The following is an 11,895-nucleotide window of genomic DNA, read 5'->3' on the forward strand; positions in this document are numbered from 1 at the left end:
ATCTGTCAACATCGCTTCCGAACATTTAGAAAAGGATTTGCTTTTATCATTCGGATTTAATCTGTCTTGCTTGTCAAGCGCTCCCTTTTGCACATCGAGGCCAGAGTCGAATCGTTCCCCTACTTCTGCTTATTCCCTACTATGCCCAAAAAGAAAGGACGGCTTCTCTCCCGAAGAAAGAAAACCGTCCTAATATGGTTTGAATGTCTATTCGCGCAACCAGATGAAGTAAGCGAGGAAAACGAGGAACAGCACGTACATCGCCGGATGGACTTCGCGCGCTTTTCCTTTCAGCACTTTCAGCACCGGGTAGACGATAAAGCCGGCCGCAAGCCCGGTCGCGATACTGTACGTCATCGGCATCATCAAAATCGTCAGGAACGCCGGGAACGCCTCTTCCAGCTCATCCCATGCAATTTTGGCGATGTGAGACGCCATCAGCACCCCGACGATAATCAGGGCAGGCGCAGTGACAGCAGATGTGACTACGGCCAAAAGCGGCGAGAAGAACAAAGCAAGCAGGAACAGGAGCCCCGTCACGACAGAAGCAAAACCGGAACGTCCGCCTGCTGCGACACCTGCCGCAGATTCGATGTACGCGGTAGTCGTCGACGTCCCCATTACCGCACCAGCCATCCCCGCCATCGCATCAGAGGAGAACGCTCTGCCCGGGCGCGGCAGCTTGCCGTCTTTCAACAAGCCAGCCTGGTTGGCAACCCCGATCAGCGTACCTGTCGCATCGAAGAAATCCACGAACAGGAAGGTCAGGACGACGATCAGCATATGGACCGTAAACAGAGTCGATGGGTCAAACAGGTATTCAAAGGCTGCACCAAACGTCGGCGCCATGCTTGGCGGCAGATCAAAAATGCGATCCGGTACGGCTACCAACCCGAAGAACATCCCGATGACCGCCGTTGCGACCATCCCTACAAAAATCGCAGCGGGCACTTTGCGGGTCATCAGCACCGCTGTCAAAATCAGTCCGAACACGGCAAGCAGAGCATTTTTCGCCGCGACAACCTGCTCCGGCGTCAGGTTATCCTGGAAGAAGGTCAAATGACCGAGTGCGACGAAGGTCGCGTCATCAGCGACGATAATGCCGGCATTTTTCAGACCAATAAAGGCGATAAACAGACCGATCCCCGCAGACACCGCGTATTTCAGGCTTTGCGGAATCGCGTTGACAATCGCTTCACGGATGCCCGTCAACGACAGGATCAGGAAGATCAGACACGACAGGAAGACGCCAGCCAACGCCTGCTGCCAAGGGATTTGCATGGTCAAAACGACTGTGTAGGTAAAAAACGCGTTCAACCCCATCCCCGGCGCCTGCGCAATCGGCAAGCGAGCGAGAAATGCCATCAGCAGCGTACCAAAGGCAGCAGCCAATGCAGTCGCGGTAAATACAGCGTTAAATTCCGGATAGTTTGCCTTCAGTTCAGGCGGCAGATCAGCACCGCTGAGAATAAACGGGTTTACCGCCAAAATGTACGACATCGCCAAAAAGGTCGTGATCCCGGCAATAATTTCCCGACGATAGTTGGTGCCTAGCTTATCAAACTCAAAATACTTGCGCACCGAAATGTCCCCCCACAAATTTGGATTGACAGTAAACAAAAAAGGCCGAGGCGCTTGCTTAACGCCTCGACTCCAAAAACAAAACGTCCGGGTGCAATAAGAAAAATAAGTACGATATACCAAGCCCGTCGACATTTTGTTCGTAGTCAGGTCGTTTATGGCAACCTCGTAGAGACTCCTGAACCCTATTATCAGGAATATACGAACCCTTTTATTCATCTGTCACATCGAAAAGTGTAACAGGTGGCATACTAGCTGTCAACGGAAAATACGAACATTTATTTTTTCTTATCGCGAAATATCCGGTTTTTTTACTTGACTGTTTACTCCCACTCGATCGTCGCCGGCGGCTTGGAGGTGATGTCGTACACAATGCGGTTGACGTTGTCCACCTCGTTTACGATGCGGGTCGAAATTTTCTCCAGCACATCCCACGGGATCCGTGCCCAGTCTGCCGTCATCCCGTCGATAGAAGTAACGGCGCGAATACCTACCGTGTAGGAGTAGGTCCGCACATCGCCCATTACCCCTACGGTCGTCATATTCGGCAGCGCTGTAAAATACTGCCAGATGTCACGGTCAAGTCCAGCCTTGGCGATCTCTTCGCGCAAAATGGCATCCGATTCCCGAACGATCTCCAGTTTTTCCTCTGTGACTTCACCCAAAACGCGAATACCGAGGCCAGGACCCGGGAACGGCTGGCGCCATACGATTTCGTCAGGCAGGCCAAGCTCTGTACCCAGCTTGCGAACCTCATCCTTGAACAGCGTTTTCAGCGGCTCGATCAGCTTGAATTTCATGTCTTTCGGCAGTCCGCCTACGTTGTGGTGCGATTTGATCGTGTGCGCTGTCGCTGTTCCGCTTTCCACGATGTCGGTATACAGCGTGCCTTGGGCCAGGAAATCCATGTCCTTCAGCCTGGCAGCTTCTTCATCAAATACGTAAATAAACTCGTTGCCGATAATTTTCCGTTTTTGTTCCGGGTCGGAAACGCCTTTCAGCTTGTCCAGGAAACGCTTGCGGGCATCGATCTTGATCACTTTCATCGCAAACTTTTCGCCGAACGTCTCCATTACGCTTTCCGCTTCGCCTTTGCGCAGCAGGCCGTGATCGACGAACATGCACGTAAGCTGGTCGCCAATCGCCTTGTGGATCAGGGCTGCCACCACAGAGGAATCGACGCCGCCACTGAGGGCACATAGCACCTGCTTGTCACCTACTGTTTCCCGGATGCGCACAATCTCTTCTTCAATGAAGGAGGACATGCTCCAGTTTCCGCTGCAGCCGCAAATGTTGAACAGGAAATTGCGGATAAACTCCGTCCCTTTTACCGTATGACGCACTTCCGGATGGAATTGTACGCCGTACAGGTTGCGTTCAGGATGGCTGATCGCTGCTACCGGGCAGCTGTCGCTCTCGGCGTCGATCACAAAACCTTCCGGAAGCTCCACTACCTTGTCCGAGTGGCTCATCCAGACAATCTCGTTCGCATCCCAGCTTTCGAACAGGTTGTGCCCGGCTTTCAGACGAAGCTCTGCTTTTCCGTATTCGCGTTTGCCCGCACGCTCGACTTTTCCGTTCAGCATATGGCTCATCAACTGCATGCCGTAGCAGATGCCCAACACCGGCAGACCCAGCTCAAAAATCGCCGGATCTACTTTCGGTGCGCCTTCTTCATATACGCTCGCAGGACCTCCAGAAAAAATGATCCCTTTTGGGTTCAGCTCTCTGATTTTTTCCACTGGCGTATTGTACGGCAACAGCTCGCTGTACACGCCCAGATCGCGAACGCGACGAGCGATCAACTGGTTGTACTGTCCGCCAAAATCGAGTACGACGACCATTTCCATTGACTTGTCCATCATAATCCTCCTTCTCCTGTTGCACAGGGCTTGCGATTGCGTAAGCTCCCTTAAAAAAACCGGGACCCGCCCCCGAAAAAAACGTACGGCGGCAGAGTCCCAGCTAGTGTACACATGTGCAGTTGCATGTACATTCCCAAGTGCTCTCCTCGTAGTCACTCAATTTACGGTTGAGTGGTAGACACGTTCAGGCCCTATTCCTGAGGTTATACGAGACTCATTGATCGTCATTCTAGCAGATGGCAATCCAATATTCAAGGCTTCAGTTGACGGACCACTTTTTCCATCAGTTCTTCCGCAAACTTCCGCGCCTTCTGCTCCATTCCCTTCAGACCGTAGACAGCCTGTTCGTACAGCTCCGTCAAGTAGCGCAAATCCTGGCGCTTTTCGCCCGGCATGCTGATCCGGTTTACGTACTCGCGCATCGTCTCGCCCTCTTGCCTGCGGGTGTAGAAGCTCTCCACCATTCGAATCATCATCCGGTAGCGATCCTGGTACGCGCCGCTTTCCAACTGGTCCATCTTCCGGCGCAGCCACCAGACAGCAATCTCTCTTCGCCTCTTCCAGAGCGTGTAGGCCGCCAAAACCACTGCGCCAATACCTAGTGCGTTTGCCCACCACGGCAAACTGAATCTGCTGCTGGATACATAGTCGCCTTCTTCGAGACGGTCGAGGCGATCGTTTTCAAAGTCCAGCGGAAGCTGTGGCGTCGCTTCCGGCAAAGGTACAGGAGTCTGACTCGTCTCTTCGCGCAGATCGTAATTGATCCGCAGCGGAGAGCTGAAGCTGCTCGTCGCCTCGAACGGAACCCAACCGAGATCCGGGAAGTACACCTCTACCCAGGAATGGGCGTCGTTGTTGCGTACTTCGATAATCTGATTGCCATTTTCGTCCGTTCCGACCTGTTCGCCAGGCGCAAAGCCTTTCACCCACCGCGCCGGAATGTCCAGCGTGCGCAGCATCACTGTCATCGACGTGGAAAAGTGATCACAGTAGCCGCGATAGCTTTCAAACAGAAAATGATCGACAAAGTCCTGCCCGTTCTCCGGGACCGGAACATCCGTCGTCTCGTAGCGATACTTCCCGCCGGAACGAAGATAGCTTTCGATCGCGCGCACTTTTTCATACGGAGTAGTGGCGTTTTTCGTAACCTCCTGCGCCAGCTCGCCTACTCTGTCAGGCAAGGTTTCCGGCAGTTGCAGATACTTTTCGCGGATTTCCGCCGGATAGTTGGTCCCCGCCTGGGTGATCGCCTTTTCGCTGACGATCGGCACTTCCGCGTGGACCTTGTACTGGTTCAGCTTCATCAGCAATGTGTTGGGACCGACTATCGGCACTTCTCTTCCGGCTTCTTCCGGTCTTCGGGATGATTGAAAGACGTTGATCTTCCCTGCCCGCACTTCCAGTTGCTGATTGGTCACATCGTACACGACCGTCGCATGCCCCGGGCTGAAGTCACTCACCTTTTTCAACTGTCCCGGGTAAAAGATCGTGGAGTACTGCAACGGTCCGGAAAAGTCCAGCATCGCCTCCACCTCTTCGACTTCCTGGCCGTGGAACAACTGGTCGCTCCACTCGTAATTCTCCAGGTCGAGGATCGCCTCGTATTCGCGCTCCCCTTTTTCCCAGCCCATGCCGGTATAGACATCCTTGGAGTCACCGCGCCAGTAGCTCTGCTCATTGGTGACGGCGACAAAGACGAGGGTATCATCCTGCATGAAAGGCCCGCCCAATTGCTGGTCGTTGTTGTCGTAGCCGACCTTTTTCATGCCGACGCCCCCGGTTCCCTGCTCAGAGCCCATCAGGTAGGCGACAGGATCAGGCCAGCTCGGGTCCTTCTTCGGTGCCGCGTAGGCAAAACCGACGCTCACAGCGATGATCACCAGAGGAGCAAGCAGCGAATTCGCCAGTACCCAACCGCGTTTCCCGGTAAAAGTCGCGTTTTGGCTGACCTTGCCCAAATGCGTGATCGCCAACAGCAAAAATCCGAAAATGAGCGCGCGCATGATGCCGCCATCCGCCTCGTACGGCATAAAGGTATCGAGAACGGCCAAATACAGCTCCGACATGACGACAAACCAGAGGACCTGCCGCTGCTCCAGTACCAGATAGCTGATGAGCGAGGCGAGCGCGATCAGCATCACGTCAAACAGCAGGTTGCGGGATATCGGATGCATCTCCAGCCACTCTTGCTGAAAGGCGAGCGGAATATCGCGGACAAATTGGCCGTACACCGCTTCCAGCCACTCCAGATCCCACAGCGGAGATTGGATGAATGTCGCATGCAGCAAGACGAGAATTCCCAGCAGCTTGACGGGGAAAGTCAACCACCGATACGGCACAAACAAGTCAATGATCAAAGAGATGGCTACGATTGAATAGAAGGGCCACAAGAACCCGGTATCTGTCAGGCTTTGCAAGGGCAGCAGCCACTCCCGCAAAAGCAGGAAGAGAAGCACCGCAGCACCCCATTCCAAGACACTGGGCAGTTTCCATATCTTCATTCTTTACGCACCCCCCAGTTGCTTCCATTCGCTGCAATCTTCGCTCTGGATAGGTGTACAGAGTACCTTGTTGGCAGCAAGCAAGTGCAAGGCGCGTGTTTGCTCGGCAATTGCAGTCGGAGAGCCTGTGGATGTGCCCTGGATATGGAACAGTTGGACTCTCTTGCCCTTTTGCGCCAAAGCGATCAGCTTGCTTACTACCTCTTTGTCCAAACGCGGCGTGATTACCATCAATGTCACGCCGTTCGCCTGCTCCAGTCCCTCGCGTCCGAGTACGCGGGAAAATGGCTCTGCTCCCTCCGGCATGACACGCGCCAACTGGTCGAAGACGCGCAGGAAGTGAGCGTGTGACAAAGCGGGCGAAAACGCAATCCGCTCCGCCTGGTTGCAAACAAAGCCATAGTGGTATTGATTGCGGTTGGCAAAAGCGATCAAACTCGCGGTAACGCGGACAGCGAGTTCAAACAGTTGTGGCTCCTGCGCCGGGTAGCTTCTTTTCTCCACGTCGAGAAAACAGACGGTATGATTCATCGCCTGATGTTCGAACTCCTTGGTCTTCAGCCCCGTTCCCCGCGCTGACGCTCTCCAGTGAATCTGGCTCAGCCGGTCTCCCCGCGTGTATTCGCGGACACCTCTTACGGCTGCCACGTCGTCGGAATAGCGGTTGGCGACATGGATCGTTCCGCTCAGGCTGCCATCTCCCAACGCCCAGCGATCCAGTACCTGGTAGGACGGGTAGACGAGAAATTCGTCCGACAGGCGAAATACTTTCTGCCTTTCAATAAATCCAAAGAAATCGCCCCCGCTGATCACACACTCCGCCAGCTTGTAATGCCCCCTGGGCAGTTGGGGAATCGCGTAGCGAAACTCCACTTCCCGCCGAAACCAAGGAAACAGAAGCTGTCGGTGCGGTTCATACACGCCGATCAGCCGGTCGGGCAGTCGGTCCACGACCATGTTCCAGCCAAACGGGAACCAGATCTTCCGCCGCAAGCGAACAGTGACGATGACCTCGTCGCCTTCCTGCAGCCGATTGCGATCCAGCCGGCGCTCTACCTCCAGAGTAGAAAACATCAGGAAGTAGACGAGAAGCTCATAAACAAAAAACACAAGACTGCTGTAAAACAAAAACCAACTGGCAAACCCGCCCTGAAATTTGGCAAATACGTACGTGATCAAGACAAGCCCGATGACCTTGGCTTTTCCCAAGCGCTGCTGTCTCATCCGGCCATCACCTCAGTTCACCGGAACTCGGGTCTCAGCCAAAATAACAGTCAGGATTCGTTCCACTGTCGCCCCATCCAGCCGCGCTTCCGGTTTGATGATCATGCGGTGTCCGAAGACGTACGGAACCAGTTCCTTCACATCGTCGGGAATGACATAGTCGCGTCCGCGCACAAACGCCAGTGCCTGCACGGCCCGGTACAGCGCGAGCGATCCCCGCGGGCTTACTCCCAGATAGACGTGCTGGTGGTCACGCGTCTTGTGGCACAGGCGCACGATATACTCCTTGATGCCGTCTGATACGCGCACCGCTTGGGCCTGCTCCTGCAGCTGTCTCAGCTCCTCCGATGTGACGACTGCCTCCAATGTCTCCAGCGGATTGCCATCGGAGAAGCGGGAGAGCATGTCTGTCTCCTCCTTGACGCTCGGATAGCCCAGGCGCAATTGCATCAGGAAGCGGTCAAGCTGCGCCTCCGGCAAGGGAAACGTCCCTTCGTACTCCAGCGGGTTTTGCGTAGCCATCACAAAAAACGGCCGAGCCAACTGATACGTCGTACCGTCTACTGTAATCGAGCGCTCCTCCAATGCTTCCAAGAGGGCCGACTGCGTCTTCGGCGACGTCCGGTTGATCTCATCTGCCAGCACTACGTTGGCAAACAGCGGCCCCTGGCGAAACTCAAACTCCATGCTTTTCTGATTGAAAATAGCGACCCCGGTCACGTCGGTAGGCAACAAGTCCGGCGTAAACTGAATTCTTTTGAAATTTCCTCCAATAGACTTCGCCAAAGCGCGAACCAGCATCGTTTTTCCTACTCCGGGGACATCCTCGAGAAGGACATGGCCATTTGCCAGAAGAGCAGTAACCGTCAGCTCAACAACGGAACTTTTTCCAATCAGCACCTTTTGTATATTCGCGATCAGGCTCGCCACAGCGGGATGAGCATGCTCTACTTTAATCGGGTTCATGTCGGCAACAACTCCTGTTCCATAGTAGTGATTCTGACAGGTATGTGATCATATCGGTGATTCGTTTTTTCTTTAATTGTTTTTTGCAAACCAATTCATGGCACGCCATGAACTCAGCAAGTCCAGAAAAAGCACTCTATTCCTAAAGTAATGGATAGGAAGGGTGGTTACAAGGAAAAATTCAATGGAATTCCCTGAAAAATGTAAAAGATTCTTCCTGCGTATAGTACAAAAAAAGAGTAGGATGCTCGCTCCTACTCTTCGATTTCTTCTATGCAATATGGTAATTCGTCGCCTTCCCAGGCTTCGGAACATCATGGAGCGGACGACGGGTCTCGAACCCGCGACCTTCGCCTTGGCAAGGCGACGCTCTACCAATTGAGCTACGTCCGCATGGTATGTACTGTGCACTTGTCTTGTCGTTCCATCGACACAAAAGAGTATAGCACGTATATATGTGAATGGTCAAGTTTTTCTTTGTGTTTATGGAGAAAATCTTGTTCTTCCCTAGCTGCTACTTGCTGTCTTGCGCAAAACCAGTTATGAAGCATTGTTTTTCCACTGAAAAAGTTTCTTTTGTGTAAAAATATGGTAATATCAGTCATATCAGCAACGTCTCTTGCTTACACTGTACATGACTGCAGGTGTTTTTAGCTGCACTTGCGGCCAGTACAAAAGAGGCTCCCACAAGGAGCGAAGCAAACTGTCATTGTAGACCTCCTTGCTTTCGGGCTCACAAGGAAAGGTCTACTTCTTTTTGGGAAAGCATCACAAAAAGGTTAGGAAGGTTTTCATATGGCAAAAAAATACTCGCTGCCTGTATCATACTCAGCATCTATGCAGTCAGCGACCTGGTGTATTTCCCCGGGTTGCAGGTTCGGTCATTTGAATGAAACGATCGCGTTCGATAAAAACAAAATAGACTCCATTCACACTCGAAGCAATCGAAGAGAAGTCTCGATCACGGACCCTAGCACCATCGACATCATCCTCGACGATTTGGCCAAACTGGAGCTGCGTCAAAGGAAGTATGAATCAGACATGAACAAGTCTACTCGTTCTGTAACGGGGGGGAAGTATTATATCGAACTGGAGGATCGTGGTGAACTGGTCGAACTGATATATCTTTCGGGGAATTTGGTCACATTCTACGGGTATAGTACCGGGGAAACAACTGTCTACGAAATCGCAAATGATCCTGTGCTTGAGTTTCCCGGCATATTTCACTCATTGCAGGAGTAGTAGTCTCTTGCTTGTAAAAAAGAATGCCCAGTTCCATCCGTACATTCTCTCTTCGCGTATCTGGATATTTTTCCGATAAAATAAAAAAAGCCTTGATCTCTCAAGGTTTAAAGCAGATGGTGCGGGTGAAGGGACTTGAACCCCCACGGTTGCCCGCCAGAACCTAAATCTGGTGCGTCTGCCATTCCGCCACACCCGCATGTATGCTGTCAATTCGTCAATCGTCAAACGTAGATAAAAACTGGTGAGCCATGAAGGACTCGAACCTTCGACCCTCTGATTAAAAGTCAGATGCTCTACCAACTGAGCTAATGGCTCGTGAAAATGGCTGGGGTACTAGGATTCGAACCTAGGAATGACGGAGTCAAAGTCCGTTGCCTTACCGCTTGGCTATACCCCAAAAAATGGTGCCGGCGATAGGAATCGAACCCACAACCCCCTGATTACAAGTCAGGTGCTCTACCAATTGAGCTACACCGGCACAAATTATTCAAATGGTGGCTCGGGACGGAATCGAACCGCCGACACGAGGATTTTCAGTCCTCTGCTCTACCGACTGAGCTACCGAGCCTCAATTGTTATGACGACCGCCAAAAAAGAAATGGCGGAGCTGACGGGACTCGAACCCGCGACCTCCGGTGTGACAGACCGGCGTGAACTCCAACTTCACCACAGCTCCAGTGTGTACAGCATCATCTTTTCTTATGTACGAGTATGTATACTTGGCAAAAGAAAAGTGCCTACAGTGTACAAGAAGAATTATTGGTTGCACCCTGCGGGTACTACCTTTCCTTTCCGACGTAGTACGGAAAGAGTATTGGTTGCGGGAGCAGGATTTGAACCTGCGACCTTCGGGTTATGAGCCCGACGAGCTACCGAGCTGCTCCATCCCGCGACAATATGAATCTGAACCATTCTCGCCGCAATCCTAGTGCGTACAAGAAAGTGGTGGAGGCTGACGGGATCGAACCGCCGACCCTCTGCTTGTAAGGCAGATGCTCTCCCAGCTGAGCTAAGCCTCCATGCTCCCTACAAAGGACTCTCCCACATAGGTATTCTCCATTGTAGGGTATCCAAAACTGACTGCAATCATTTATGTTTTTGGTGACCCGTAGGGGATTCGAACCCCTGTATGACAGCGTGAAAGGCTGCTGTGTTAAACCGCTTCACCAACGGGCCATATGAATAGTAAATGGTGCGGTCGGCGAGACTCGAACTCGCACGGGTCGCCCCGCCACCCCCTCAAGATGGTGTGTCTGCCAATTCCACCACGACCGCAGGGTTTTGGTAGCGGCGGAGGGAATCGAACCCCCGACCTTTCGGGTATGAACCGAACGCTCTAACCAGCTGAGCTACACCGCCACATCTGTTATTTCATTACGTGAAAGGTAAAACAAATGGCGGAGAGTGAGGGATTCGAACCCTCGCTACGCTTGCGCATACTAACGGTTTAGCAAACCGTCCCCTTCGGCCTCTTGGGTAACTCTCCGTATTTATGGCTCCTCGGGACGGACTCGAACCGCCGACCGATCGGTTAACAGCCGATTGCTCTACCAACTGAGCTACCGAGGAACAAAGAAGGATTATTCCTTCAAAACTGGATCTGCATGCATGCCGTGGATTGTGTGTGGATAAGTCCTCGACCGATTAGTATTCGTCAGCTCCACGCGTTGCCGCGCTTCCACACCGAACCTATCAACCTCATCGTCTTTGAGGGGTCTTACCAGCTTGCGCTGTGGGAAGTCTCATCTTGGAGGGGGCTTCACGCTTAGATGCTTTCAGCGCTTATCCCTTCCGCACATAGCTACCCAGCTGTGCCACTGGCGTGACAACTGGTGCACCAGCGGTGCGTCCATCCCGGTCCTCTCGTACTAAGGACAGCTCTCCTCAAACTTCCTGCGCCCGCGACAGATAGGGACCGAACTGTCTCACGACGTTCTGAACCCAGCTCGCGTACCGCTTTAATGGGCGAACAGCCCAACCCTTGGGACCTACTTCAGCCCCAGGATGCGATGAGCCGACATCGAGGTGCCAAACCTCCCCGTCGATGTGGACTCTTGGGGGAGATAAGCCTGTTATCCCCAGGGTAGCTTTTATCCGTTGAGCGATGGCCCTTCCATGCGGAACCACCGGATCACTAAGCCCGACTTTCGTCCCTGCTCGACTTGTAGGTCTCGCAGTCAAGCTCCCTTCTGCCTTTACACTCTACGAATGATTTCCGACCATTCTGAGGGAACCTTTGGGCGCCTCCGTTACCTTTTGGGAGGCGACCGCCCCAGTCAAACTGCCCACCTGGCATGGTCCTCTCGCCCGATAAGGGCGACGAGTTAGAAACTCCGTACATCAAGGGTGGTATCCCACCGACAGCTCCACAGAGGCTGGCGCCCCTGCTTCAAAGCTTCCCACCTATCCTGTACATGATGCACAAAGTTCCAATACCAGGCTACAGTAAAGCTCCATGGGGTCTTTCCGTCTTGTCGCGGGTAACCTGCATCTTCACAGGTATTATGATTTCA

The 11,895-nt window shown here is 52.9% G+C and carries 6 protein-coding genes, 14 tRNA genes, 1 rRNA gene and 2 riboswitches (1 of these 23 running past the window's edge); of the genes, 1 reads left to right on the forward strand and 20 read right to left on the reverse strand.

All coding sequences use genetic code 11. The annotated features are described in order from the left end of the window. Window positions 1-207 precede the first annotated feature (207 nt). The 6 genes from ACAF76_RS18650 to ACAF76_RS18675 all read right to left on the reverse strand — a co-directional run bounded on the left by ACAF76_RS18650 (window position 208) and on the right by ACAF76_RS18675 (window position 8,530). Window positions 208-1,581, reverse strand: coding sequence for an NCS2 family permease (locus ACAF76_RS18650; protein ID WP_421617178.1), 1,374 nt, complete (start codon window positions 1,579-1,581; stop codon window positions 208-210). Between the two features lie 123 nt (window positions 1,582-1,704). After that, a riboswitch (purine riboswitch) is annotated at window positions 1,705-1,806 on the reverse strand. Window positions 1,807-1,904: 98 nt separating this feature from the next. Next, entirely contained in the window at window positions 1,905-3,443 is a 1,539-nt protein-coding gene (gene guaA / locus ACAF76_RS18655; protein WP_421617179.1) for a glutamine-hydrolyzing GMP synthase, read from the reverse strand. A gap of 132 nt (window positions 3,444-3,575) precedes the next feature. Further along, a riboswitch (purine riboswitch) is annotated at window positions 3,576-3,677 on the reverse strand. 20 nt (window positions 3,678-3,697) lie between these two features. Next, the gene (locus ACAF76_RS18660; protein ID WP_421617180.1) at window positions 3,698-5,947 is read right to left on the reverse strand and encodes a transglutaminase TgpA family protein; all 2,250 of its coding nucleotides are present in this window, start codon (window positions 5,945-5,947) and stop codon (window positions 3,698-3,700) included. Between the two features lie 3 nt (window positions 5,948-5,950). Beyond that, entirely contained in the window at window positions 5,951-7,171 is a 1,221-nt protein-coding gene (locus ACAF76_RS18665; protein WP_421617181.1) for a DUF58 domain-containing protein, read from the reverse strand. 12 nt (window positions 7,172-7,183) lie between these two features. Then, entirely contained in the window at window positions 7,184-8,137 is a 954-nt protein-coding gene (locus tag ACAF76_RS18670; protein ID WP_421617182.1) for an AAA family ATPase, read from the reverse strand. Between the two features lie 317 nt (window positions 8,138-8,454). After that, window positions 8,455-8,530, reverse strand: a tRNA-Gly gene (locus ACAF76_RS18675). 492 nt (window positions 8,531-9,022) lie between these two features. Here ACAF76_RS18675 and ACAF76_RS18680 point away from each other — a divergent pair. Beyond that, window positions 9,023-9,379 (forward strand): hypothetical protein, encoded by a 357-nt coding sequence (locus ACAF76_RS18680; protein WP_421617183.1) that lies wholly within the window; start codon window positions 9,023-9,025, stop codon window positions 9,377-9,379. 117 nt (window positions 9,380-9,496) lie between these two features. On the opposite strand, the gene ACAF76_RS18685 is transcribed toward ACAF76_RS18680, so the two are convergent. The 14 genes from ACAF76_RS18685 to ACAF76_RS18750 all read right to left on the reverse strand — a co-directional run. Continuing rightward, window positions 9,497-9,578 (reverse strand) — tRNA-Leu (locus ACAF76_RS18685). A 43-nt stretch (window positions 9,579-9,621) separates the two neighbouring features. Beyond that, window positions 9,622-9,697, reverse strand: a tRNA-Lys gene (locus ACAF76_RS18690). A 7-nt stretch (window positions 9,698-9,704) separates the two neighbouring features. Continuing rightward, window positions 9,705-9,779, reverse strand: a tRNA-Gln gene (locus ACAF76_RS18695). A gap of 5 nt (window positions 9,780-9,784) precedes the next feature. Continuing rightward, window positions 9,785-9,860 (reverse strand) — tRNA-Thr (locus ACAF76_RS18700). Between the two features lie 14 nt (window positions 9,861-9,874). Beyond that, window positions 9,875-9,950 (reverse strand) — tRNA-Phe (locus ACAF76_RS18705). A gap of 31 nt (window positions 9,951-9,981) precedes the next feature. Next, window positions 9,982-10,058: transfer RNA gene (locus tag ACAF76_RS18710), tRNA-Asp, on the reverse strand. A gap of 139 nt (window positions 10,059-10,197) precedes the next feature. Beyond that, window positions 10,198-10,274: transfer RNA gene (locus ACAF76_RS18715), tRNA-Met, on the reverse strand. Between the two features lie 51 nt (window positions 10,275-10,325). Continuing rightward, a tRNA-Val gene (locus ACAF76_RS18720) sits at window positions 10,326-10,401 on the reverse strand. 80 nt (window positions 10,402-10,481) lie between these two features. Continuing rightward, window positions 10,482-10,558, reverse strand: a tRNA-Glu gene (locus tag ACAF76_RS18725). Window positions 10,559-10,572: 14 nt separating this feature from the next. Further along, window positions 10,573-10,657: transfer RNA gene (locus ACAF76_RS18730), tRNA-Leu, on the reverse strand. A 7-nt stretch (window positions 10,658-10,664) separates the two neighbouring features. Continuing rightward, window positions 10,665-10,741 (reverse strand) — tRNA-Met (locus ACAF76_RS18735). A 36-nt stretch (window positions 10,742-10,777) separates the two neighbouring features. Continuing rightward, a tRNA-Ser gene (locus ACAF76_RS18740) sits at window positions 10,778-10,868 on the reverse strand. Between the two features lie 7 nt (window positions 10,869-10,875). Then, a tRNA-Asn gene (locus ACAF76_RS18745) sits at window positions 10,876-10,951 on the reverse strand. 55 nt (window positions 10,952-11,006) lie between these two features. After that, a 23S ribosomal RNA gene (locus tag ACAF76_RS18750) occupies window positions 11,007-11,895 on the reverse strand; it runs 2,040 nt beyond the window's last position.

It is taken from the genome of Brevibacillus sp. TJ4 (genome assembly GCF_044627595.2).
In the GTDB taxonomy this organism is placed as follows: Bacteria; Bacillota; Bacilli; order Brevibacillales; family Brevibacillaceae; genus Brevibacillus.